This is a genomic window from Alloalcanivorax gelatiniphagus, assembly GCF_005938655.1.
GTDB lineage: Bacteria > Pseudomonadota > Gammaproteobacteria > Pseudomonadales > Alcanivoracaceae > Alloalcanivorax > Alloalcanivorax gelatiniphagus.
Genome location: NZ_VCQT01000027.1, coordinates 1 through 24,279 on the forward strand (window position 1 = coordinate 1; position 24,279 = coordinate 24,279).

A 24,279-nucleotide genomic window follows, 5' to 3' on the forward strand; every position below is an offset into this window, starting at 1 on the left:
CCGCTCCTACGGGGAGCTAGCTGGTGGCTGGAGCCAGGGCGTCGCGGATCAGCGCCGGCACATTGCGCTCCGCTTCCAGCAGCGCCACTTCCAGGGCGCAGGCGAAGCCCTCCACGGTGGTGCCGCCGTGGCTTTTCACCACCACGCCGTTCAGGCCCACCAGGCTGGCGCCGTTGTAGCGATCCGGGTCCATGCGCTTCTTCAGCCCGCCCAGCAGCGGCAGCGCGAACAGGCCGCTGAGTTTGCGCAGCAGCGAACGGCCGGCTTCCTCGCGGATCATGCCACCGATCATCTTGGCCACCCCTTCCATGGTCTTCAGCGACACATTGCCGACGAAGCCATCGCACACCACCACGTCCACGTCGCCCAGGAAGATGCCGTTGCCTTCCACGAAGCCCACGTAGTTCAGGTCGCCGGTCTGGCTCATCAGGGTGGCGGCTTCCTTGATCTGCTCGTTGCCCTTGATGTCTTCCTCGCCGATGTTGAGCAGCGCCACCCGCGGGCTCTTCTGGCCGTCCACGGCGCGCACCACCGCCTGCCCCATCAGGGCGAACTGCAGCAGGTGGGCCGGCTCGGAGTCCACATTGGCGCCCAGGTCGAGCATGTGGCAGTGGCCGGAAGCGGTGGGGATGGCGGTGCAGATGGCCGGGCGATCCACCCCGGGCAGGGTCTTGAGCACGAAGCGGCTCACCGCCATCAGCGCGCCGGTGTTGCCGGCGCTGACCGCGGCCTGGGCGCGACCTTCCTTGACCAGGTTGATGGCCACGCGCATGGAGGAGTCTTTTTTCTGGCGCAGGGCCACCGCCACCGGGTCGTCCATGGCCACCACCTCGGCGGCGGCCTGCACGCTCAGGCGCGGGTGGTCACCGAGCTTTTCCTTTTCCAGTGCCGGGGCAAGAACACCCGGCTCGCCCACCATGATCACGTGCAGATTGGCATGGCGGGCCAGTATCCGCGCCACCGCGGGCACGGTTACCGGCAGACCGTGATCGCCACCCATGGCGTCCACGGCCAGAGTCACAACCGCTGGCATGGCAGTATCCTGACTTGACGAAGCGATGGCCATGATACGGGTGGTCATGGCCCCGTGGGAACCGGACAACAACAAAACGGGAGCCGCCAGGGCTCCCGTTCTGCTTCGGTCCGGCGGCGCCACCCGGGGGCGGCGACGGGACTTACTCTTCTTCGTCGTCCAGTTCGTCGGTGCGAATCACCTGGCGACCACGGTACATGCCGTCCGGAGAAATGTGGTGACGACGATGCACTTCACCGCTGTTGCTGTCCTCGGTGATGGTCGGTGCGGACAGGGCGTCGTGGGAACGACGCATGCCGCGCTTGGAACGGGACTTGCGATTCTGTTGAACAGCCATTGCTTGCTCCTCGGCCAGTTACTTGCGGCGGCCCTTGAGGCGGGCCAGCACGGCAAACGGATTATCCGGATTGGTTTGCGTATCGTCCGGGTCACCTTCCGATTCCGGTTCGGAACCGGTTGACGCCGGACGCGGGCACTCATCGTGCAGAGCCACCAGGGGCAAGGCCAGCAGCAGCTCCTCCTCGAGCAACTCCGCCAGACTCAAACGCTCCTCGGTGACCAGCAAGGGGTCCAGGTCCGCCGGCAGCGCCTTGGCCTGATCCTCACTCCACACCAGCACCAGATCCACATCGGCGACGACGGGGTGGTGCACCGGTTCCAGACAACGCTGGCAAACCAGTATCAGGGTGGCTTCCACACGACCTTGAACGCGCCCACGGCCGTCTTCGTCGCGGCCAAACGCCAGCGAGACCCGGACCGGCTGATCCTGGCTATCGCGATATTCCCGCAGACGGGGCAGTTCCCCGACACGGGCTTCGCCTTCGATGACGCGTTCCTGATCCGCGAACTTGCGCGGTTCCAGATACGGTGGCAGTTGCCCTGAAAACATAAGCGCGCAATTCTAGGCGGGGCCCCGCGTCCTGTCAAAGCCAAATTGCGCCTGTTAACTGATTGAGAAAGCTGGTTTTTTCGTGCAGCCCGGCGGCGCCGTGGGTACACTTCGCGGCGATTGGCTAGCGGAGTACCCCATGAAACACCCTTCCCGGCCCCTGATCCTGGCCTCCTCCTCCCCATTCCGCCGCGAACTGCTCGGCAAGCTGGGGCTCGCTTTCGAGCACCAAAGCCCGGACATCGATGAAAGCGCCCGGCCCGGCGAAACCCCCACCGAGCTGGTGCTGCGCCTGGCCCGCGCCAAGGCAGGCGCGCTGGCGCAGGCGCATCCGGGGGCGCTGATCATCGGCTCCGACCAGGTGGCGGTGATCGACGACCAGGTGCTCGGCAAGCCCGGCGACCACGCCAACGCCGTGGCCCAGCTGCGCCGCGCCAGCGGCCGCCGGGTTACCTTCCTGACCGGCCTGTGCCTGCTGGACGCCGCCTCCGGCCGCCATCAGAGCGGTTGCGAGCGCTTTCAGGTGCAGTTCCGCACCCTCCGCGACGACCAGATCGAGCGTTATATCGAACAGGAACAGCCGTTCAATTGCGCCGGCAGTTTCAAATCCGAGGGCCTGGGTATCGTGTTGTTCAAATCCCTGGAAGGCCGCGACCCCAACGCCCTGGTCGGCTTGCCACTGATCATGCTTACGGATTTTCTGGCCGCCGAGGGGGTTGCGCTGCCGGCCTGAGACCAGTTCAAAGTTACAAGTTAAAAGTTAAAACGCGGGAGAGCACCGGGAGTCGGCGCTGCCCTGCCCGCGCCTTATACGGTGAGGCAAACAGCGCGCCTTGCCGGCCAGCGGCCGCGGAAAGGGTGTATGAGTTGCCCGCCCTTTCAACTTTTAACTTTTCACTTTCAACTCGCGGGGGACGCCCCGTCATCTCGCCCTTCGCGGCTGAAGCCGCTCCTACATCCTCCAGTGGGGTGGGTAGGAGCGGCTTCAGCCGCGATCAGGGCCTAGCGAATGCTCGGCGCGGCGGCGTCCAGGCCCAGGGACTTGCCCAGGCCGTCGCCCACGGAGACACCGAAGCGCTTGAGCACCTTGTCCAGGGGCGAGCCGCTGACGGTGTAGTTGACCATCTCATCCACGCCAACCACATCCCGGGCCACCTGCCCCGGGCTCTTGAGGCCGTCCACCAGGCCCAGGGACAGGGCCCGCTCGCCGGTCCAGAACAGGCCGGAGAACAGTTCCGGGTGGCCGTCCACCTTGAGACGATCGCCCCGCCCTTGTTTCACCGCGGCGATAAACTGCTGGTGAATCTCGTCGAGCATGGTCTGCACGTGCTCCCGGTCCTTGTCGCGCACCGGCGCGAACGGGTCGAGGATGTCCTTGTTGTCACCGGCGGTGTAGACGCGGCGCTCCACGCCCAGCTTCTCGGCGGCGTCCTGGACACCGAAGCCGGCCATGATCACGCCGATGGAGCCGACGATGCTGGCCGGGTCGGCGTAGATCTCATCCGCCGCCGAGGCGATAAAGTAAGCACCGGAGGCGCCCATATCGGTGATCGCCGCGTACAGCTTCTTGTCCGGGTATTCCGCGCGCAGCCGGCGGATTTCGTTGTAGACGAAGTTGGACTGCACCGGCGAGCCGCCGGGGCTGTTGATGCGCAGCAGCACCGCCTTGCTGTTTTCCGCCTCGAACGCCTCGCGCAGGCCGGTGGTGATCAGGTCGGCGCTGGCCGCCGAATCGCTCATGATCGCGCCGGTCACGTCCACCACCGCCACATGGGGCTCGGTCACCGCCAGGGAGTCGCCGGGCCGGTTGGCGGCGAACAGATAGAGCATGGCGAACAGATAGATAAAGCCCAGGCTCTTGAAGAAGATGCCCCAGCGGCGGGTTTTGCGCTGTTCCGCCTGGGCCTGGCCCAGCAATCTTTCGATCAGTTTCCACTCTTTATTGTTGGGTTCCATCTCTACACTCTTTCCTCGTCATCAATGGGGGCGCCGATGCCGATCAGCGGCAACAGCTCCGGCAGGGCGTCGATCACCGCCAGCGGCAGGCTCGGCGTGAGCCGCGCCACCGGGTGGGCGCCGTAGCTGACGCCGACGCGGTCCACGCCGGCGGCGCGGGCCATTTCCAGGTCGAAGGCGGTATCGCCCACCACCAACGCCCGTTCCGGACGGACCGCCAATTCCGCCAATAATTCCTCGACCATGGCCGGCGCCGGCTTGGAAACGCTTTCGTCGGCGCAGCGGGAGGCATGAAACCAGTGCCCCAAACCGCTGCCGGCCCACACCCGGTCGAGCCCCTTGCGGCTCTTGCCGGTGGCCACCGCCAGCAGCAGGCCGGCATCGCGCAACGCCGCCAGGGTATCCAGGGCGCCCGGGTACAGCGGGCTGGGCACGCGCTCGGCGGCCACGAAGTGGCTGGCGTAGCAGTCGCGCATGCGCCCTACCCCGTGGTCGTCCAGATCAGGATAAAGAGTGCGGATCGCCTCCGGCAGGCCCAGGCCGATAATGCCGCGCACCGCGTCGTCATCGAGTAACGGCAGCGCCAGGTCGGCGCCGGCCAGGTGCATGCACTGGACGATGCGCGCGGTGGAATCCATCACCGTGCCGTCCCAGTCGAAGATCACCAGGTCGTAGCGGCCGCTCATTGCTTGCCCGCCCGCAGACCGGCCAGGATCGCTTCGAAATCCTCGTCCAGGGGCGCCTCCACCCGCAGCCTGTCGCCGCTTTCCGGGTGGCGGAACGCCAGGGAACGGGCATGCAGGCACAGCCGGCGCCGGCCCAGGTCGGCCAGTTTGCGGTCGCCCCGCTGGCTGCCGTATTTATCGTCGCCGAGCAGGGGGAAGCCGCCGAACTGGGCGTGCACGCGAATCTGGTGGGTGCGACCGGTGCCCAGGGTGGCCTCCACCAGGGCGCTGTCGCCGAACCGCTCCAGCAGCACGAAGTCGGTGATCGAGGGCTTGCCCTCCCGGGACACCCGCACCACCCGCTCGTTGCCTTGCATCATCTTCAGCAGCGGCGCCTCCATGCGGCGCTCGGCGCCCTTGAAGCCCTGGCACAGCAGCCAGTAGCGCTTTTCCACGCCGCCCTGCTGCATCAATCGTTGCAGCTTGCGCAGGAAGCCCCGGTGGCGGGCCACCATGATGCAACCGCTGGTATCCCGGTCCAGGCGGTGCACCAGCTCCAGCTGGGTTTCCTTGGGATAGAGCACCCGCAGCGCCTCGATCAGCCCCAGGCTGACACCGCTGCCGCCGTGCACCGCCAGACCGGCGGGCTTGTTGAAGATCATCAGCCGCGAGTCTTCGTACAGCAGCGCCCGGGACAGGCGCTCGGCGAGGCCGTCGCTGACCACCGGCGGCGCCGACGATTCGCTGGTGCGCACCGGCGGAATACGTACCACGTCGCCGGTGGCCAGACGGGTGGTCTGCTTGGCGCGCTTCTTGTTTATACGCACCTCACCGGCGCGGATAATGCGGTAGATACGCGAACGCGGTACGCCCTTGAGATGGACGAACAGGAAATTATCCAGGCGTTGGCCGTCGCGGCCTTCATCGATGGTAATAAAGGTGACGCGATCAGCGGCGGGGGTGTCTGACATGCGGCGATTCTAGGGCCTGTCGACGCGCTCCGCCAGCCTTGCGTGCGAACCTCGAACCCTTCACGTATCAGCAATGTATCTGATTGATCCGATTGCGGTTTCGCTGCTATGATCCGATGTCGGCCGAGGCTGGCCAACGGCGACGCGCAGCGACCATTCGCCGTCGGTAGACCCTAACACCCGCCAGCCCGCCCGACACAAAGAACCGAACGGACCCTCCGGGTCCGGACGCTGCACGGCCCCCGGGGCGGCAACACAACTCCCCCCGGCGGTCGACCGACAACCAACACCGGCGGTGGCAGCAACAGGTCGAAGACAAAAAGGACCGCCCTCGTGGCCGCGCACGACGCGCCCGATGACGGTCCGAATCGGTATACAGACAAGAGTTTACCCGGTCCGGCGCGCGAAGCGCCGGACGAAGCGTGAAGCCGATACGAGGATATCGCCTCGCGAGCGACGCCAACGGCGCAACTTCAACCAGTCCGGAGCACAGGGAAAGGTCGAAAACAGGCAATCACCACCGTGTGTGTTCGCGCTAACGCGCCTCCACGGGACGTTCATGCCTGTCAGGCATTTCTTCCGACGCCCGGACCAGAAGGTCTGATACCGGTATGGATACCGGCCCGCTGCTCGCCGCCACGAACCTTGTGGTAGCACAATGAAACGTATGTTGATCAATGCCACGCACCCCGAAGAGATTCGGGTGGCGCTGGTGGATGGCCAGAGACTCTATGACCTGGACATCGAACACCGCACCCGCGTGCAGAAAAAAGCCAACATCTATAAAGGCAAGATCACCCGCATCGAACCCTCCCTGGAAGCCGCTTTCGTGGATTTCGGCGCCGAGCGCCACGGCTTTCTGCCGCTGAAGGAAATCTCCCGTCAGTACTTTCAGAAGGACCCCAAGGACATCCAGGGCCGCATCAATATCAAGGATGTGATCCGGGAAGGTCAGGAAGTGATCATCCAGGTGGACAAGGAAGAGCGCGGTAACAAAGGCGCCGCCCTCACCACCTTTATCAGCCTGGCCGGCCGTTACCTGGTGCTGATGCCCAACAATCCCCGCGCCGGCGGCATCTCCCGCCGCATCGAGGGCGAGGAACGCCAGCAGCTCAAGGAAGCCCTGGGCAGCCTGGATATTCCCGACGAAATGGGCGTGATCGTGCGCACCGCCGGTCTGGGCCGCTCCGCCGAGGAGCTGCAATGGGACCTGAACTACCTGCTCAAGCTGTGGGTCTCCATCGCCGAGGCGTCCGAGACCCGCAAGGCGCCGTTCCTGATCTATCAGGAATCCAACGTCATCATTCGCGCCATCCGCGACTACCTGCGCAAGGACATCGGCGAAGTGCTGATCGACTCGCAGAAGGTCTACGACGAGGCCCAGGCCTTCGTCCAGCAGGTGATGACCGACTTCCAGCACAAGATCAAGCTGTACAACGACGACACCCCGCTGTTCTCGCGTTACCAGATCGAATCGCAGATCGAAACCGCCTTCGAGCGTGAAGTGAAGCTGCCCTCCGGCGGCTCCATCGTCATCGATCCCACCGAGGCGCTGGTGTCCATCGACATCAACTCCTCCCGCGCCACCAAGGGCGCGGACATCGAGGAAACCGCCCTGCAGACCAACCTGGAGGCGGCGGACGAGATCGCCCGCCAGCTGCGTCTGCGCGACATCGGCGGCCTGATCGTGGTGGACTTCATCGACATGGGCCCGGCGCGCAACCAGCGCGACGTGGAAAACCGCATGCGCGAAGCCCTGGAAGCGGACCGCGCGCGTATCCAGCTGGGCCGCATTTCCCGCTTCGGCCTGCTGGAACTGTCCCGCCAGCGGCTGCGCCCCAGCCTCGGCGAAACCTCCAGCATCGTGTGCCCGCGCTGCGACGGCCTGGGCCACATCCGCGATGTGAAATCCCTGGCTCTGAGCATCCTGCGCCTGATCGAAGAAGAGGTGATGAAGGAGCGCACCGGCGAAATCCAGGCCCAGGTGCCGGTTGCCGTGGGCACCTTCCTGCTCAATGAAAAGCGTCAGGTGCTGCGCGAGATCGAAGCCAACCACAAGGTGCGCGTGCTGGTGATCCCCAACCCGCACCTGGAAACGCCGCACTTCGAGGTGGAACGCATCCGTGACGACCAGACCAAGGATCTGGTCAGCCACGAGCTGGAACTGGTGGAAGGCCACCAGGACCCGGCCGTTCAGTCCGCCCAGGACACCGAGATCAAGACCCAGGAGCCGGTGGTGAAGCTGGTGGCCCCGGACACCGCGCCGCCGCCGCCCAAGCCCCAGGCCGAGAAACCGGAACCGGCCAAGCCGGAAGCCGCCGCCAAACCCGCCAAACCCGCCAAGGCGGCCCCGGCGCCGACGGTGCGGCCCACCAACTTCATGGCCCGCTTCTTCACCTGGCTGGCGGTGCTGTTCAACGGCACCCCGGAAGAACAGGAAGCCCGCGCCAAACGCCGCGACCAGCAGAACGCCAAGCGTCAAAGCGAACGCGACGACAAGCGTGGCGGCCGTAACGGTCAGCGCGACGACAAACGCCGTGGCGGCCAGAACCGGGCCAAGGGCGGCAACCAGAGAGGCGACAACCGCAACGGCCAGCGCAACGACAAACGTGGCGATCAGCGTGGCGACCAACGTGGTGACCAGCGCGACGACCAGCGACGCAACGCCAAGGACGACGCCAATGGCGGCGGCAATGGTGGTGATAATAATGGCGGGCGTGGCCGGGGCCGCAACCGCCGTGGCGGTCGCGGTGGCCGTGGTGGCCAGGGCGGCAACGCCAACGGCGAAGGCCAGCGCGATAACAGCCAGCGCGACGGCAACAACCAACGCGATGCCGGCCAGCGTGACGGTGGCCAGCACGACAACAAGCCCGCCGAGCAGAAGGCCGACAAGGCCGACAATCGCAACGGCAAGCCGCGCACCCAGGACAAGCCCCAGGAGAAAGCCGAGGACAAAGGCCCGCGCAAGGACGACGGTCCCAAGGCCCAGCGCCGCACCGACTCCCGCGATGAACGGCCGCTGCGCGAACGCCAGCGCCCGGGCAAGCAGGACGACGCCGCCGCCAGCGCCGACGACAACCGGCCCCGGCCGGAAGCCGGCCAGGCGGACGCCGAGCCCCGTGAGGACACCGCCGGCCAGCCGCCGCGCATGACCTCCGAGGACAACACCCCGGGCCGTGACCAGGAACGTGGTGACAGCCGTCCGCCCAGGGCCAAGCTGGTCCCCGCCGAGGAAGGCGCGGAAAGCAGCCCGGCGGACAACGCCGGCGAGCGCTCCGAACGCGCCGAGCGTGCTCCCCGTGGCCAGGCGGCCACCGAGCAGGCCGACGGTGAACAGCGTGCCCGCGAAACCCAGGTGGTGGAAACCGGTGTGCCCGAGGTGAAACCGGAACAGACCGGCACCAGCGCCACCGAGCAGCCGCCGGCGGCCGCCCCGGAAGCGCCGGTCAAGGCGGCCCGGGACGAGGCCAACGAACAGGCGGACGCCAAACCGGCCAAGCCGGAACCGGCCGCCCAAACCGACGCCCAGCCGGCCCCGCAAGCGCAAGCCGCCCAGCCCAAGGCTGAGCCCTCCGTGCAAGCGAAAGCTGAGCCGAAAGCCGAACAGCACGCCGAGCCCAAAGCGGAGCAGCAAGCCGAGTCGAAGCCCGAGTCGAAGCCCGAGTCCAGCGCCGAGCCGAAAGCCGAACCGAAAGCAGAGCCCCAAGCCGAGCCGAAGGCGGAAGCCAAGGCGGAGCAGCAAGCCGAGCAGCCGAAAGCGGAGCCCCGGGCCGAGGTGAAGACCGAAGCCCAGGCCGAGCCCAAGGTCGAGTCCGAGCCCAAGCCCGAGCCCCAGGCCGAAAAAGAGCCTGAAAAAGCCGAGGCCCCGGCCACGGACGACAAAGTGGCCGCCACGCCGACCGACGCGCCGGCGCGGACCCAGGCCGCTGCGGAAGCGGCACCGGTGGACGTGACGCCGGCGGACCGCAACCCGGCACCGGCGCCCTCCCCCGCCGCCGAGCCGGCGGCCCAACCGGCGGCGGACGAAGCGCCGAAACGGGCCGGCAACGACCCGCGTCAGCGCAGCCCGCAGGCGGCACCGGCACGTCCGGCGCCGGCCAAGCCCGCGGAGCCGGCTCCGGCACCGCAGGCACCGGCCGCCGAGGCTGCCCGCCCGTCGTTCCCGAAACCGGCTCCGGCGGAAATCCCCGCCGGCCGCGCCGGCAACGACCCGCGCCAGCGCCGCCGCGAGCAACAGGCAGCGCAAACGCCGAACCAGGGTGAAGACGCCAACCACGACGCCTGATCCCATCGGCCCATAAAAAAACCGCCCTTCGGGGCGGTTTTTTTATGGTTCATCGCGCTTTGGCGGTGGCGGGCTCTATCCGGGACGCGGATCTGTGTGGGGGCCTTCCGGGAACGCCGCGAGTACGTCCCTGTAGGCTCCCTGTCAAACGTCCTGTTTGACAGGGTCCCGGAAGGCCCCCACACAGCTCCGCTTCGAGGTAGCGGAACCGTTCCGGGTAAGAACAACGATGAACCAGGGTGAGTGGTGGTGGCGGCTCCGTAGAGCCACTGGCGCCGAGGATCACTGCTAAGCGGCTCAGGTCGTGACGCCCTTCCGGGACCCTTGAGAACAGGACGTTCGAAAGGGAGCCTACAGGGGTGAGGCAAGCGTGTTGCGAAGCACTGCTTCGCGCGCCGCCGAACGCCGCCCATCTGTGATGGGTGGCCGGGCCCGCTTGCGGGTACTTGCGGCGTTCCCGGAAGGGCGTCACGACCTGAGCCGCGCCCCAACCCTCAAGGTAATGGAATCGGTTCCTGCTCCAGGGTGACCGCGAAGCGCTCACGCACATCGGCGCGCACCGCCTCCGCCAGGGCCCGCACATCGGCGGCGCGGGCGCCGCCGTGGTTGACCAGTACCAGGGCCTGCTCCCGATGCATGCCCACCGGGCCCAGCCGGCGGCCCTTCCAACCGGCCCGTTCGATCAGCCAGCCGGCGGCCAGCTTCATGCCGTCCCGGTGGGCGAAAGCCACCAGCTCCGGCTCGGCCTGTTTCAGCTGCTGATAATGGGCCACGGACACCACCGGATTCTTGAAGAAGCTGCCCGCGTTGGGCAGCACCGCCGGGTCAGGCAGCTTGCTTTGCCGCAGCTCGATCACCGCCGCCCGCACCGCCGCCGGGTCCAGGCTGGCCGGGTCGGCGTCGGCGAAGCGCGCCGCCAGGCCGCCGTAGTCCACCCGGCAGGCCCCGTGACGCCGCAGGCGCAGGGTGATGGCGGTGATGATGAACTCGCCCCGCCGGCGGCTTTTGAACAGGCTGTCCCGGTAATCGAACTCGCACTCGGCGGCGCTGAACCGCACCACCGCGCCGTCCGCCACCGACACCGCTTCCACGCTGTCCAGCACGTCCGCCAGCTCAACCCCGTAGGCGCCGATGTTCTGGAACGGGGCGGCGCCGGCGGTGCCGGGAATCAGGGACAGGTTTTCCAGGCCCCGCCAGCCCCGCGCCACGGTGTCCGCCACCAGCCGGTCCCAGACCACGCCGGCGCCGGCGGTAACCCAGGCCTGGTCGCCGTCCACTTGATAATCGAGATGATCCAGCGCCGGGATCAGGGTCAGGCCGGGCAGCTCGCCATCCAGCACAAGATTGCTGCCCTGCCCCAGCACGTACAGGGGCTCATCCGCGCGCCGCCGCGCCAGCAGATCGGCCAGCGCCGCCGCGCTGGCTGGGCGCGCCAGCCGCTCGGCGCGGGCCGGCAGCGCCAGGGTATTGGCGCCGGACAGATCCGCGTCGCGCTCGATCACAGACGCTCCCGCAGGCGCTCCAGCCACAGGTCGCTGGCCCGCTCCACCAGGTCCAGCACCCGGTCGAAGCCGTCGTCGCCGCCGTAGTAGGGGTCCGGCACTTCATGGGGGCCGTCGTCGCCGAGCACGTCCAGAAAACGGACCAGCAGAGCGTCATCGTCCTCGGGACGCAGAGCTTGCAGGTCGGCCAGGTTGTTGTCGTCCATGGCCAGCACCAGATCGAAACGGCGGAAGTCCTCGGCGCTCACCTGGCGGGCGCGCAGCGCCTCCAGCTGATAGCCCCGTTGGGCGGCGGCGGCGCTGGCGCGCCGGTCCGGGGCCTTGCCGATGTGCCAGTCGCCGGTACCGGCGCTGTCGATATGGATACGGTCCGCCAGGCCGGCGTCGGCCACCCGCCGGCGGAACACCGCCTCGGCGGTGGGCGACCGGCAGATATTGCCAAGGCACACGAACAGCACGGAAACGGAAGGGGTGGTCATGATCGGTCAGCCTCTGCCAGATAGCGGCGCATGCGCGCCAGGTCGGCCTCGGTGTCGACGCCGCCGGGCACCGGTTCCCGGGCCGGCGCCACATGCACCGGGGCGCCATTGGCCAGGGCCCGCAGCTGCTCCAGGGATTCCAGCTGCTCCAGGGGCGCCGGCGGCCAGCTCACGAAGCGGTGCAGAAAGCCCACCCGGTAGGCGTAGATGCCGATATGCCGCCACCAGCGGCCGCCGCTCAGATCCAGGTCGGCACCGGTGCCGTCGGCAAAACCGTCCCGGTGCCAGGGAATCGGCGCCCGGGAGAAATACAGGGCGCGGCCGTTGACGTCGAACACCACCTTGCAGACGTTTGGGTTGAACAGGTCCTCGGCGCTGTCGATGGGCTCGCACAGGGTGGCCATCTGGCAATCCGGATGGCGTGCCAGATTCTCCGCCACCTGGTCGATCACCGCCGGCGGAATCAGCGGCTCGTCGCCCTGCACATTGACCACGATGTCGTCGTCCGCCAGGCCCAGTTTGCTGGCCACTTCCTGCAACCGGTCGGTGCCGGAGGGGTGGTCGGCGCGGGTCATCACCACCTGGGCGGCGTCGCCCACGGCGTCGCGCACCCGTTCGTCGTCGGTGGCCACCAGCGCACGCAGGGCACCGCTGCGCGCGCAGCGCTCCACCACCCGCGTCACCATCGGCTTGCCGGCCAGATCCGCCAGCGGTTTGCCGGGCAGCCGCGAGGAAGCGTAGCGGGCCGGCACGATCACATAAAAACTCATAGCTGTTCCTGCTCTGTTCTCGACCGGTCGCCCAGCGCCCGGTCGAGCATGGCGTCCAGGGTGCCCGGCGGCAGCTCCGCCACCACCGGCAGCGTCCACAGGCGCGGGTCGTTGAAACCCCGGCATTTTACCGCGTCCTTCTCGGTCATGATCACCGGCAGGCCGTCGCCGAAGGCCAGGTCCGCCGGGCGGAAGGCGTGGTGGTCGGCGAACGGATGGGCAATCACCGCCAGCCCCAGCGCCTCCAGGGTACGGAAAAAACGGCCCGGGTGGCCGATGCCGGCGACCCCGTGCACACGCGGAAAACGGGCCAGGAAGTCGGCCGCGTCCAGGCTCTCCCCGTCTTGCAGCCGCAACGGCTGGCCCGGCACCAGGGTCATGGTGCTGGCGCCGGGCCAGCCGCCGCCATTGGCGATCACGAAATCCACCGCCGCCAGCCGCGCCGGCGGCTCGCGCAGGGGGCCGGCGGGCAGGCAGCGGCCATTGCCCAGCCCCCGGTCGCCGTCGATCACCACCACCTCGGCGCTGCGCGGCAACGCATAGTGCTGCAAGCCGTCGTCGCTGATCACCAGGTCGGCGCCATGGCGGCGCACCGCTTCGTCCAGGGCCCGATCCCGGCGCGGGTCCAGCACCACCGTCACGCCGGCCCGTTGGGCGATCAGCAGGGGTTCGTCGCCGGCCCGGGAGGGATGGTCCCCGGCCTGCACGGTAATCGGGTAGTCGCCGGCGGCACCGCCGTAGCCCCGGGAGATCACCACCACGGTCAGGCCGCGCTGCCGGGCCCGCCGCGCCAGGGCGATCACCAGCGGCGTTTTACCGGTGCCGCCCACGGTGACGTTGCCCACCACCAGCACCGGCACCGGCGGCACCGGCGCCTGCTCGCGGAAGCGTTGCAGCCGGCGGCGCGCCACCCGCCCCACCAGCCAGCCCAGGGGCCGCAGCGGCGCCAGCCAGGCACTGCCCTGGTACCAGCCCCGTTCTATGCGGCGCGCCCAATCAGCCATGGTTGTCGTCGGCGAAGTCCATTTTGTAGAGCTGGGTATAGAGGCCGTTGCGGTCCAGCAGCTCCTGATGGGAGCCCTGTTCGATCAGGCGGCCCTGGTCGAGCACCAGAATACGGTCGGCCTTCTCGATGGTGGACAGGCGGTGGGCGATCACCAGGGTGGTGCGCCCGGCCATCAGCCGTTCCAGGGCCTGCTGGATATGATGCTCGGACTCGGTGTCCAGAGCACTGGTGGCCTCGTCCAGAATCAGGATCGGCGCGTCCTTGAGCAGTGCCCTGGCGATGGCCAGGCGCTGGCGCTGACCGCCGGACAGCTGGGCGCCGTCCTGCCCTACTTCGGTGTCCAGACCATGGTCCAGCCCCTGGATGAAGTCCCAGGCGTAGGCATTGCGCGCCGCCTGTTCGATGGCGCTGTCATCGGCGCCGCGCATCTCGCCGTAGGCGATGTTGTTGCGCACCGTATCGTTGAACAGCACCACCTTCTGGCTGACCATGGCGATCTGCCGGCGCAGCGCCGCCAGTTGATAGTCCGGCAGCGGCACGCCGTCGAGCAGCACCTGGCCGGAGTCCGGGTCGAAGAAGCGCGGCAGCATCGCCGAGATGGTGCTCTTGCCGGCGCCGGACCGGCCCACCAGGGCGATGGTCTCGCCGCTGTTCACCGAGAACGACAGGTTGTTGAGCACCGGATGGGCCGGGTCATAGCCGAAGGTCACATCGCGGAACTCGATGTCGCCGTTGGTGCGCGGCAGGTCCTGGCCGCCCAGATCCGGCTCCGGCGGCCGGTCCATCAGTTCGAACAGGGACGAGGCACCGGTGACGCCGCGCTGGATTTTCACGTTCACGTCGGTGAGCTGCTTGAGCGGCTTTTGCACCATGCCGGCGGCGGCGATGTAGGACAGGAAGCCGCCCACGGTGAGCGCCTCGCCCATCAGTGTGATGTACAGATAGGTGACCACGCCGATGGCGGCGGCCACGAACAGCTGCACGATCACCGTGGACGCGATCTTGCTGGCGTTGAGCTTGGTGTTCTGCCGCGAGAAGCGCCGGCTCACCGAATGGAAACGGTCCGCTTCCAGCTTCTGGCCACCGAAAATCTTCACCGCCTGGTTGCCTTCGATGGCCTCGCCCAGGAACTGGGTGATGTTGCCCATGGACGATTGGATGCGCCGGCTGATGTGGCGAAAGCGCTTGCTGGTCAGTCGCACCACGGTGGCCACCAGGGGCGCCATCACCAGCAGGATCAGGGTCAGCTTCCAGTTCTGGTAGAGCAGGAAAGCGATCAGCCCGATCACCGTGAGGCCCTCGCGCAGCAGCACGATAATGGCGTCGGTGCCGGCGCTGGTGACCTGCTGGGCGTCGAAGATGATCTTCGACATGATGCGCCCGGAAGCGTTGTTGTTGTACTCCGACTGGGGCAGCCGCAGCACATGGCCGAACACATCATTGCGCAGCCGGTAGACGATTTCCTGGGCCACCCAGGTCATCGAATAACTGCCCATGAACTGGCCGAGCCCCTGGGCCAGGGCGATAAAGAACGGCGCGATGGAAACCACCAACACCCGGTGCGGCTCCGGATTGACCACGGTCTCGCCGAGGTAACCGGCCAATTGGGCGGCACCGGCCTGGGTGGCGGCGTAGATGGCGTAACCGATGAAACTGGCGAACAGAATCAGCCAGTGGGGTTTGACGTAAGTAAGCAGTCGTTTGTAGGTCTGCCAGGCATCATCCGGGAGAGATTGGCTCATTGCGCCTCATCGTCGGCTTCGCGAGTGGTGAGCGACAGCTTATCAAAGCCGAGCTGTCCGGCCACGTCCATCACCCGCACCACTGCCTGATAGCTGGCGGCGGCGTCGGCGGTGATGATCATCGGCCGGGTGGTTTTGTCCTGCCCCAGGCGCAGCAGCGCCGAACGCAGGCCCTGTTCGGTGTTGTCGGTCAGTTTCTCGCCATTGATCAGATACTCACCCAGCGGCGACACCAGCACCTCGACCGCCTCCGGAAGCGCTTCCGGCGGCGTGCCCTGGGCTTCCGGCAGGGTCAGTGCCAGCTGGGTTTCGCGGGTGAAGGTGGTGGACACCATAAAGAAAATCAACAGCAGAAACACCACATCGATCAGCGGCGTCAGGTTGACCTCCGCCTGCTCCTGGCGCGGCCGGGGGAATTTCACGACGCCGCCCCGGTGCCCTGGCCGGGAGTGGCCTCCCGGTCGCCGTGCACCAGATCCACCAGGTGCACCGCGGCGCGTTCCATGCTGACGGTGATTTCCTCCACCCGGCGCAAAAAGAAGCGGTGGAAGTAAATCGCCGGAATCGCCACCACCAGACCGGCGGCGGTGGTCAGCAGCGCCTGGGAAATGCCGCCGGCCAGTTGCGCGGCGTCACCGGTGCCGTGAATCATGATCGCGGCGAACACGTCGATCATGCCGATCACCGTACCCAACAAGCCCAGCAGCGGCGCGATGGCGGCGATGGAGCCCAGGGTGGAGAGGTATTTTTCCAGGTCATGGACCACCCCGGCGGCCTCTTCCTGGATGCTTTCCTTCATGATTTCGCGGCCATGGCGGGCATTGGCCAGGCCGGTGGCGAGAATGCGCCCCAGCGGCGACTGTTCACGCAGGGCGGCCAGCCGCTGGGCGTTGAGCTGGCCCTTCTGCAGCCACACCCGCACCTGGGCCAGGGTATCCGCCGGCGCCAGCTTGCCCGGACGCAGGGTCCAGAACCGTTCCACCACGATGGCCAGGGCCACCACCGAACCGATCAGGATCGGGAGCATCATCCAGCCCCCGGACTGCACTAGATCCTGCACGTAAAGATCCCCTTTCCACGTTCACCAAACCTGCCCGCGCGCGGGCCGGTGCCAGGGACGACCGTGGTCCCGGCGCCACTTTGTTATAAGCGCGGCATTATCCTGGCCCCCCAGGCGAAACACAATCATACCGGCCCGGTCGGTGCGCAGAACCGTGACCCCGGCCGCTTCCAGACGCCGTACCAGGTCCGCGTCCGGGTGCCCGAAGCGGTTGGCGTAGCCCACCGAGGCCAGCGCCCAGCGCGGTCCCAGGGACCGCAGCCAGGCGTCGGCGCTGGACGAGGCGCTGCCATGGTGGCCCAGCTGCAGCACCGTTACCGGCGCCACCGACCCCAGCAGCCGGTACTCCACCGCCGTGGTGATGTCGCCGGTGAGCAGCACGCTGGCGCCCCCGGCGGCGTCCACCCGCAGCACGCAACTGGCGTCATTGCCGGTCCAGTGCCGCCGATCCGGCCACAGCACCCGGAAGTCGACGCCGTCGAAGCGCCAGTGCTGGCCGGCCCGGCACGGCGCCGAACCGGGCACCCGCCGTGGCTCGCCGCTCAGCAAGTAGCCCGGGGCCGGCAGGTCCGCCAGACCGCCGGCATGGTCGTTGTCGCCGTGGCTGACCAGGGTCAGGTCCGGCGTCAGCCGGTGACGGCGCAGCCAGGGCACCACCACCCGGCCGGTGGCGGAACCGCCGGGCCAGCCCGGCCCCGGGTCATAGAGCACCAGATGACGGGCGGTGCGCAGCGCCAGCGCCTGGCCCTGCCCCACTTCGAACGCCACCAGATCCACCTGACCGTAACCCGGCGCCGTGGACGGCGGCGCCAGCCACGGCAGCAGGCACAGCGGCAACAGCCGGCGCGGCCAGGCCCGGCCCGGCAGCAGGCCGATCATCAGCGCGCCGACCAGGGCCAGGGCCGCCCAACCGGCCACGCCCGGCAGCGCCGGCGCCGGCCAGGCCGCCAGCCGCTCCATCAGCCACACCGCCAGCTCCACCCCCACGGCGGCCACCCGCAGGGGCGGCATCCAGTCAAACAGCGCCCCCAGCAGCGCCGCCGGCACCACCAGCAGGCTGAACAGCGGCACCAGCAACAGGTTGGCCAGCGGGCTCCACCAGGCCCAGGCATCGAACAGCGCTGCCCCGGCCACCGCCATGGGCAACGGCAGGGCCACCATCACCGGCAGCCGGCCACCGCCGTCCAGCAACAGCAGGATGGCGGCCACCGCGCCGAACGACAGCCACAGGCCGGCGGACAGCGCCGCCAGCGGGTCCGCCAGCAACACCACCAGCAGCGCCAGGGCCAGGCCCTGGCCGGGGGCCGGCCAGCGCCGCGCCAGCCGGCACAGGGCCAGCACCGCCACCATCAGCAGGGCGCGCCGGGTGGGCAGGCTGAAGCCGGCCAGGGCCGCGTAGCCGAAGGCGCCGACCAGCGCCGGTGCCCAGGCCAGCTGGGCCAGGGTCAGCCGCCGGGCCGGCGGCCACAGCAGCTGGGCCAGCGGCGCCAGCAACCCCCGCCCCAGCCACCACAGCAGGCCGGCGACCAGGGACAGATGCAGCCCGGAGATGGCCAGCAGGTGGGCGGTGCCGGTGGTTCTGAACAGCTCGTAGAGGTCCGCCGCCAGGCCCCGGCGGTCACCGGTGACCAGCGCCGGCACCACCGCCGCCCCCAGGGGGCTCACCGCCAGCCGCGTGCGCAGCCGGTCCGCCAGCCGCTGGCGCAGGGCAGGCAAGCCGCCGGCGGAACGCACCGGCCCGTCCACCGCCACCAGCACACCGCCCGCATCCCGGCGCTGCGCAAGGTCGCGGCGGGCGGTGTCCGGGCCGGTCTGGTTATGCCAGCCATGGGGAAAATACAGCCGCACCCGGGCCTGGAAGCGGTCGCCGGCCCGCAACGCCGGCAGCGGCCCCCAAGCGCTGACCCGCACCCGGTGCCGGCCCGGCCAGCGCCGGGGCCCCTCAAGCAGGCTCACTTCCAGGGTCACACGCTGCCAGTTGACCGGCTCGCCGTAACGCTGCCGCAGGTCGCGCTCCACCGGCGCCACCACCCGGGCCTGCACCGCCACCGCCTGGCCGTTGAGCGCCGCCGGCAGCCGCGCGGCCAGGCCATTTTCCAGGGTCAGCAGTCCGAGCCCGGCGGCCAGCGCCGCCGCCAGCGCCACCCGGCGCCGCTCAGCGGACCGGCGGCCACCGGGCAATGCCGCCAGCAACAACAGCCAGGGCAGCCAGACGAAACCGGTCCAGACCGCCAGCGTCAGCGCGCCGGCGGGCAGTGCGTATCGCATCCTTGCGTTCTCTCAATGCATCCGTTCCGTCACGGGTGTAGGCGCCGCCGCTCAGGATCGGCATAATAGCGCCCGCAACCGTAACACTCGTACGGATCCCCGCCGCCGGGAAAGCTGTCGCCCATGCCGAAACGGTTATTCCGAAAATATTTGCCCTCCCCTGAACGCCTGAAGGGACACAAGTCCCTGAGCTTCCTGGGCGAGGTGTTATCGGACCCCAATCTCTGGCACATCAATCGTCATTCCCTGGCCGGCGCCGCCTTTATCGGCGTCTTCACCGGCCTGCTGCCGATTCCCCTGCAAATGGGTCTGGCCGCCCTGCTGGCCGTGCGCTTCCACTGCAACCTGCCGCTGTCGGTGGTGCTGGTGTGGATCTCCAATCCGGTCACCTATGTGCCGATCTTCTACTTCACCTACCGCATCGGCGCCTGGCTGCTGGGCATGGAACCGAGCCCGCCCCATGGCATCAACGTAGCCTGGTTCGTGGAACAGCTGGTGCCGCTGTGGGTGGGGTCGTTGCTGTGCGCCTCCCTGGCCGGGCTCACCGCCTGGCTGGCGGTGAAGCTGTCCTGGCGGCTGGCGGTGGTGCGCAGCTGGAACCTGCGCGCCCGCCGGCGCCGCCGGGACGACCAGCGGCAACCCTGAGCACCGCGCACCGGTCAGAGTAACCGGTGCCCGGCGGCGGTGTTGTCAGCCATCGACGACAGGGAATGTAAGCGCGGGCCTACAAACTACGCAGAAAACCTTCGTGCAGTTCGTGGCGGGTCTGGCAGCGGCCGGCGATGCGGTGATCGTGGGTGACGATCAGCAAGGCGGTGCCCAGTCGCTGGTTGAGGTCGAGCATCAGTTCCTGAACCTGGTCGGCGGTGCGCTCGTCCAGGTTGCCGGTGGGCTCATCGGCGAGCACCAGGGCCGGATCGGTGACCAGCGCCCGGGCAATGGCCACCCGCTGGCGCTCGCCGCCACTGAGCATGGCGGGTTTGTGGGTTTCCCGGGCGGCCAGCCCGACCTGCGCGAGCACGGTGGCGGCCCGTTCCCGGGCCTCGGCGGGCCGCAGGCCACGGATCAGCAGCGGCATGGCCACGTTTTCCAGGGCGGTGAACTCCGGCAGCAGATGGTGAAACTGGTAGACGAAGCCCAGGTAGCGGTTGCGGATGCGGCCCAGGCCCCGGTCGCCCAGGCCGGCCAGCGGCTGCCCGCCGATGGCCACCCGGCCTTCGGTGGGGGAATCCAGGCCACCGAGCAGATTCAGCAGCGTGGATTTGCCGGAGCCGGAGGAGCCGACGATGGCGGCGGTGTCGCCCCGGCGCACGGTCAGGTTCACGCCACTGAGCACTTCCAGTTCGCCGCGCCCTTCCGGGTAGCGCTTGATCAGTCCTTCGGCGGCCAGCACCGCCTCGTTGCCGGCCTCGTTGGCAACCACAGTGTCATTCATAGCGCAGCGCCTCCGCCGGTTGCACGCGGCTGGCCCGCCAGGACGGATAGAGGGTGGCGGCGAAGGTGATCACCATGGCGATGGCGACGATCCCGCCCACATCGCTCCACTCCAGTTGCGACGGCAGATAGTTGACGAAGTAGGCGTCGAACAGCCGGGTATTGAAGGTCTTCTCGATCCAGGCCGCCAGGTCGCTCACATTGTTGGCGAGCAGCACCCCGAGCACGGTGCCCAGGAAAGTACCGGCCAGACCGATCACCGCCCCCTGCACCATGAAGATACGCATGATGGTGCCCGGCGAGGCGCCCAGGGTACGCAGCACGGCGATGTTGCCGCGCTTCTCGGTGACCAGCATCACCTGGCTGGAAATGATATTGAAGGCGGCCACCGCCACGATGAAGCTGAGCAACAGCGTCATCATGCTCTTCTCCATGCGGATCGCCTGGAACAGGTTGCCGTGGGTGCGGGTCCAGTCGGTGGTGTAGTAGCGGTCGCCCAGGGCGCGCTGCAACTGCCAGCCCACCTCCGGCGCCGCGAACAGATCGGTGAGGCGCAGATGAATGCCTTCCACGGTGCCCGGTCGTCGGTGCAGCACGGCGGCGTCCCCGGCGGACACATAGGCGTAGAGGCCATCCACTTCGGCGCGGGCACGGAACACGCCCACCACCTTGAAGCGTTTGAAACGGGGCATCACGCCGGCCGGTGACACGCTGGCCTCGGGCAGCACCAGGGTGATCTTGTCGCCCACCTCGGCGTCCAGCTTGCGGGCCAGGCCGTAGCCCAGCACCACCCCGAAGTCGCCGTCCTTGAGGGCGTCGAAGTCCCCTTCCCACATCATCTCGCCGACGATGGAGACGCGCCGCTCGGCCTCCGGCTCCACGCCGTTGACCAGGGCGCCGGCCACATTGCCCTTGTGGGTGAGCATGCCTTCCAGCTGGATGAACGGCGCCGCCGCTTCCACGCCGGGGAAGCCGCGCACCTGCTCGGCCAGGGCCTGCCAGTCCTTCACCGGCTCGCGGCCATGGATCGACAAATGGGTGACCATCCCCAGGATGCGCGTCTGCAGTTCCCGGTCGAAGCCGTTCATCACCGACAGGACGGTGATCAGAACGGCCACGCCGAGCATCAGCCCGAGCGCGGAGATCAGGGTGATCACGGAGATAAAGCTGTTACGAGCGCGGGCACCGGTATAACGCAGTCCCACGAACAGGGCAAAGGGTCGAAACATGGCGCGCATTTAAGCACTAAACGGTCAGGCGGCGCCAGACACTCCCGCATGCAAACAGGGGTGTGACCGGCATCCGCGACCGCTCGGCGCGGTCCTGGTTGAATTCGTATCGGTCGCCGGTTGCCGGCGACGCACCGGGGATTTATGACCATAGCGCTTGAACAAAGGTTCAGACTGTGGATGCTTACGGTCAGGACGACCAATGACTGGGGGAAAAACCACCATGAAGACCGCCTTGGCAGCACTGCTGTGCGTGCCGCTTCTGCTTCCGTTCAATGCCATCGCCGCCGACGGCCCCACCCGTGGCATGAGCAAGGCCCAGGTACGCCAGCAGTATGGCGAGCCCGACAGCCGCCAGGCCCCGGTGGGGCAGCCGCCGATCAGCCGCTGGCACTATCCCGGTTTCACGGTCTATTTCGAGAACGACACCGTGCTGCACAGCGTCGACGAGAAAGACGCGGGCAAGAAAGAAGCCGCTGAAAAGGCCGCCGCCGACGGCCAGCCGGGCACCACCGCGGTGGAACGCCAGGCCGGCCATCCGCTGCCGCCGGATGTGGAGGACGAGGAAGCGCAGATCGAAACCCGCTCGGAGATCCGCAACGAGGACGCGGACAGTGACGACCAATCCGCCCCCCGTGGCGGCCGTGGCGATGACGACACCGACGAATCCCATAAATCCCCCGGTAGCACCGCGGTGCGCGCCCGCGCCGACGAGAAAGAGGAACGGCGTGAAGGCGAGCAGCGCCCGGAGCAACCGGTGGAGAACAGCGAACCGTCCGATGAAAAAGCCGGCCGTTTCCGCTTCGACCCGGTGTCCGGCCGCATCGTCATCGACAACGACGAGAAACAGGAAGAGCGCCGCGAGCCGCAGCGCGACGGCGCCGACGAGCCCCGCGCCAAGGCCGACTAGAACGCCGCCGGAGGGCACCGCCGGGCGCGCTATTGACGCTGCCCGGCACCGGGCTGACAATCGCGCCGTTTACCACCGCCACCATAAGAGTCACCCGATGCTATTGCCCGAATGGCAGCCCCAGTGGGGCGTGCTGCTGGCCTGGCCCGACGCCGGCACCGACTGGGCCGGCCAGCTGGACGCCGCCCACGCCACCTACACCGCCCTGATCGCCGCCCTGCTCGACCATGAGGGCGTGCTGCTGCTGTGCCGCGACCGCGCCACGGCGACGGCGGCCCGTCAAAAGCTGCGCGACGCGGGCATCGACCTGACCCGGCTGCGCATCGAGCAGGTGCCCTACGACGACACCTGGGCCCGGGATTTCGGTCCGATCAGCGTGGAGCGGGACGGCACCCTGACGCTGCTGGACTTCCGCTTCACCGGCTGGGGCCACAAATTCGCCGCCCAACGGGACGACGCGGTGAACGCCGCCCTGCCCTGGCGCGCCCCCCGGCAGGCGGTGGACCTGGTGCTGGAAGGCGGCGCCATCGACACCGATGGCCGTGGCGCCCTGCTCACCACCCGGGCCTGCCTGCGCAATCCCAACCGCAACCCGCTGCTCAACGAACAGGAGCTGGAAGCCCGCCTGCGGGAAACCCTGGGCGTGGAGCGCATCTGGTGGCTGGACCACGGCGAGCTGCAAGGCGACGACACCGACGCCCATGTGGACACCCTGGCCCGGTTCGTCAATCCCACCACGGTGGCCTATGTGGGCTGCGACGACCCCGCCGACCCCCACCATGCCGATCTGGCGGCCATGGCCCGGGAGCTGGAAACCCTGGCCCGGGACCAGGGCCTGGAGCTGGTGCGCCTGCCCATGGCGGAGCCCCAGTACGACGCCGAGGGCGAGCGCCTGCCGGCCACCTACGCCAATTTCTTGATCACCAATGAAAAGATTCTGGTGCCGGTGTACGGCTGCGCCACCGATCAGGCGGCACTCGACGCCCTGGCGGCGGTGGCCGGCCATCGGACCGTGCAGGGCATTCCCTGCCGGCCATTGATCGAACAGGGTGGCAGCCTGCACTGTGTCACCATGCAGTTGCCGCAAGGTACTCTCTAGCCAAGTACTCTCTAACAAAGTACTCCCTAACCCCCGCAAGGAGCCGCCCGCCATGCGCGTTGCCGTCGTCCAGCAGCAAAACGGCGCCGATCCGGCCGCCAATCTGGAACGTTCCATGGACAAGATCCGCGAGGCCGCCGCCGCCGGCGCGGAGCTGGTGATGCTCCAGGAGCTGCACCGCAGCCTGTACTTCTGCCAGACCGAGGACACCTCGGTGTTCGATCTGGCGGAAACCATCCCCGGCCCCAGCACCGACGCCCTGGGCGCTCTGGCCCGGGAGCTGAACATCGTGCTGGTGGCCAGCCTGTTCGAAAAGCGCGCCACCGGCCTCTACCACAACACCGCCGTGGTACTGGAACGGGACGGCAACCTGGCGGGCCTGTACCGCAAGATGCACATCCCCGACGATCCCGGCTTCTATGAGAAGTTCTACTTCACCCCCGGCGACGCCACCTTCAATACCGGCCAGTCCGGCTTCACGCCGATCCGCACCAGCGTCGGCAAGCTGGGCGTGCTGGTGTGCTGGGACCAGTGGTACCCGGAGGCGGCGCGGCTGATGGCGCTGGCCGACGCGGACCTGCTGCTCTACCCCACCGCCATCGGCTGGGACCGGGAAGACGACCTGGAAGAACAGGCCCGCCAGCTGGACGCCTGGATCACCGTGCAGCGTGCCCACGCGGTGGCCAACGGCCTGCCGGTACTGGTGGCCAACCGCACCGGCTTCGAGGCGGCGCCGGACGGCGACGGCGGCATTCAGTTCTGGGGCAACAGCTTCGTGTGCGGCGCCCAGGGGGAGTTTCTGGCCCGCGCCGGCGAGGACGGCGAGCAGGTGCTGCTGGCCGACCTGGACATGCAGCGCAGCGAAGCCGTGCGCCGCATCTGGCCCTACCTGCGCGACCGCCGCATCGATGCCTACCAGGACCTGACCAAGCGCTTCCGGGACTGATCCGCCCCAAAAATGTAGGAGCGACCGTAGGAGCG

The 24,279-nt window shown here is 68.2% G+C and carries 22 protein-coding genes; 6 read left to right on the plus strand and 16 right to left on the minus strand.

Annotated features, from left to right (window positions below; translation table 11 throughout):
* Window positions 1–16: 16 nt before the first annotated feature.
* From plsX to FGS76_RS07830, 3 genes are all read right to left on the minus strand, one after another.
* Window positions 17–1,033, minus strand: a complete 1,017-nt coding sequence (gene plsX, locus FGS76_RS07820) for a phosphate acyltransferase PlsX (protein WP_138772069.1) — start codon at window positions 1,031–1,033, stop codon at window positions 17–19.
* Window positions 1,034–1,175: 142 nt separating this feature from the next.
* Window positions 1,176–1,370 carry a 50S ribosomal protein L32 gene (gene rpmF, locus FGS76_RS07825; protein WP_138772070.1) on the minus strand — a complete coding sequence of 65 codons (195 nt, stop codon included), beginning with the start codon at window positions 1,368–1,370 and terminating at the stop codon, window positions 1,176–1,178.
* An 18-nt stretch (window positions 1,371–1,388) separates the two neighbouring features.
* Window positions 1,389–1,922 carry a YceD family protein gene (locus FGS76_RS07830; RefSeq protein WP_138772071.1) on the minus strand — a complete coding sequence of 178 codons (534 nt, stop codon included), beginning with the start codon at window positions 1,920–1,922 and terminating at the stop codon, window positions 1,389–1,391.
* A 139-nt stretch (window positions 1,923–2,061) separates the two neighbouring features.
* Between FGS76_RS07830 and FGS76_RS07835 the strand changes: the two genes are divergently transcribed.
* Window positions 2,062–2,655 (plus strand): Maf family protein, encoded by a 594-nt coding sequence (locus tag FGS76_RS07835; RefSeq protein ID WP_138772072.1) that lies wholly within the window; start codon window positions 2,062–2,064, stop codon window positions 2,653–2,655.
* 269 nt (window positions 2,656–2,924) lie between these two features.
* Here the strand turns inward: FGS76_RS07835 and sppA are convergent, their stop codons facing one another.
* From sppA to FGS76_RS07850, 3 genes are read right to left on the minus strand one after another with little or no spacing between them, the layout of a single operon-like run.
* A complete protein-coding gene (sppA, locus tag FGS76_RS07840; protein ID WP_138772073.1) occupies window positions 2,925–3,878 on the minus strand; it encodes a signal peptide peptidase SppA in 954 nt (317 codons plus the stop codon).
* A 2-nt stretch (window positions 3,879–3,880) separates the two neighbouring features.
* Window positions 3,881–4,564 (minus strand): HAD-IA family hydrolase, encoded by a 684-nt coding sequence (locus FGS76_RS07845; RefSeq protein ID WP_138772074.1) that lies wholly within the window; start codon window positions 4,562–4,564, stop codon window positions 3,881–3,883.
* Window positions 4,561–5,514, minus strand: coding sequence for an RluA family pseudouridine synthase (locus tag FGS76_RS07850; protein WP_138772075.1), 954 nt, complete (start codon window positions 5,512–5,514; stop codon window positions 4,561–4,563). The genes FGS76_RS07845 and FGS76_RS07850 overlap by 4 nt, the downstream gene beginning before the upstream one ends.
* 658 nt (window positions 5,515–6,172) lie before the next feature.
* Between FGS76_RS07850 and rne the strand changes: the two genes are divergently transcribed.
* On the plus strand, window positions 6,173–9,799 hold the full coding sequence (gene rne / locus FGS76_RS07855) for a ribonuclease E (protein ID WP_138772076.1): 3,627 nt from the start codon (window positions 6,173–6,175) through the stop codon (window positions 9,797–9,799).
* A 494-nt stretch (window positions 9,800–10,293) separates the two neighbouring features.
* Here rne and murB read toward each other — a convergent pair whose 3' ends face one another.
* Genes murB through FGS76_RS07895 form a run of 8 tightly spaced genes read right to left on the minus strand, consistent with a single transcriptional unit; the run spans window position 10,294 to window position 18,626 of the window.
* A complete protein-coding gene (murB, locus tag FGS76_RS07860; protein ID WP_138772077.1) occupies window positions 10,294–11,301 on the minus strand; it encodes a UDP-N-acetylmuramate dehydrogenase in 1,008 nt (335 codons plus the stop codon).
* Entirely contained in the window at window positions 11,298–11,780 is a 483-nt protein-coding gene (locus tag FGS76_RS07865; RefSeq protein ID WP_138772078.1) for a low molecular weight protein-tyrosine-phosphatase, read from the minus strand. The genes murB and FGS76_RS07865 overlap by 4 nt, the downstream gene beginning before the upstream one ends.
* Entirely contained in the window at window positions 11,777–12,550 is a 774-nt protein-coding gene (gene kdsB / locus FGS76_RS07870) for a 3-deoxy-manno-octulosonate cytidylyltransferase (RefSeq protein WP_138772079.1), read from the minus strand. The genes FGS76_RS07865 and kdsB overlap by 4 nt, the downstream gene beginning before the upstream one ends.
* Window positions 12,547–13,554, minus strand: a complete 1,008-nt coding sequence (gene lpxK, locus FGS76_RS07875; protein ID WP_138772080.1) for a tetraacyldisaccharide 4'-kinase — start codon at window positions 13,552–13,554, stop codon at window positions 12,547–12,549. Before lpxK ends, kdsB begins: the two co-directional genes overlap by 4 nt.
* Window positions 13,547–15,298 carry a lipid A export permease/ATP-binding protein MsbA gene (gene msbA, locus FGS76_RS07880; protein WP_138772081.1) on the minus strand — a complete coding sequence of 584 codons (1,752 nt, stop codon included), beginning with the start codon at window positions 15,296–15,298 and terminating at the stop codon, window positions 13,547–13,549. The genes lpxK and msbA overlap by 8 nt, the downstream gene beginning before the upstream one ends.
* The gene (locus tag FGS76_RS07885) at window positions 15,295–15,720 is read right to left on the minus strand and encodes an ExbD/TolR family protein (RefSeq protein WP_138772082.1); all 426 of its coding nucleotides are present in this window, start codon (window positions 15,718–15,720) and stop codon (window positions 15,295–15,297) included. The genes msbA and FGS76_RS07885 overlap by 4 nt, the downstream gene beginning before the upstream one ends.
* Complete coding sequence (locus tag FGS76_RS07890) at window positions 15,717–16,358, minus strand: MotA/TolQ/ExbB proton channel family protein (protein ID WP_138772083.1); 642 nt, start codon at window positions 16,356–16,358, stop codon at window positions 15,717–15,719. Before FGS76_RS07890 ends, FGS76_RS07885 begins: the two co-directional genes overlap by 4 nt.
* 21 nt (window positions 16,359–16,379) lie before the next feature.
* On the minus strand, window positions 16,380–18,626 hold the full coding sequence (locus FGS76_RS07895; protein ID WP_138772084.1) for a ComEC/Rec2 family competence protein: 2,247 nt from the start codon (window positions 18,624–18,626) through the stop codon (window positions 16,380–16,382).
* Between the two features lie 150 nt (window positions 18,627–18,776).
* Between FGS76_RS07895 and FGS76_RS07900 the strand changes: the two genes are divergently transcribed.
* Window positions 18,777–19,271 (plus strand): DUF2062 domain-containing protein, encoded by a 495-nt coding sequence (locus FGS76_RS07900; RefSeq protein ID WP_338081327.1) that lies wholly within the window; start codon window positions 18,777–18,779, stop codon window positions 19,269–19,271.
* Between the two features lie 79 nt (window positions 19,272–19,350).
* Here FGS76_RS07900 and FGS76_RS07905 read toward each other — a convergent pair whose 3' ends face one another.
* Both FGS76_RS07905 and FGS76_RS07910 read right to left on the minus strand, forming a co-directional pair.
* A complete protein-coding gene (locus FGS76_RS07905; RefSeq protein ID WP_138772086.1) occupies window positions 19,351–20,061 on the minus strand; it encodes an ABC transporter ATP-binding protein in 711 nt (236 codons plus the stop codon).
* A complete protein-coding gene (locus FGS76_RS07910) occupies window positions 20,054–21,289 on the minus strand; it encodes a lipoprotein-releasing ABC transporter permease subunit (protein ID WP_138772087.1) in 1,236 nt (411 codons plus the stop codon). Before FGS76_RS07910 ends, FGS76_RS07905 begins: the two co-directional genes overlap by 8 nt.
* A gap of 223 nt (window positions 21,290–21,512) precedes the next feature.
* Here FGS76_RS07910 and FGS76_RS07915 point away from each other — a divergent pair, with 223 nt between their 5' ends.
* The 3 genes from FGS76_RS07915 (at window position 21,513) to FGS76_RS07925 (ending at window position 24,244) form a co-directional block, all read left to right on the plus strand.
* A complete protein-coding gene (locus FGS76_RS07915; protein ID WP_138772088.1) occupies window positions 21,513–22,199 on the plus strand; it encodes an outer membrane protein assembly factor BamE in 687 nt (228 codons plus the stop codon).
* A gap of 97 nt (window positions 22,200–22,296) precedes the next feature.
* Window positions 22,297–23,298 (plus strand): agmatine deiminase family protein, encoded by a 1,002-nt coding sequence (locus FGS76_RS07920; RefSeq protein ID WP_138772089.1) that lies wholly within the window; start codon window positions 22,297–22,299, stop codon window positions 23,296–23,298.
* 52 nt (window positions 23,299–23,350) lie between these two features.
* Complete coding sequence (locus tag FGS76_RS07925; RefSeq protein ID WP_138772090.1) at window positions 23,351–24,244, plus strand: carbon-nitrogen hydrolase; 894 nt, start codon at window positions 23,351–23,353, stop codon at window positions 24,242–24,244.
* The last annotated feature ends 35 nt before the right edge of the window (window positions 24,245–24,279 follow it).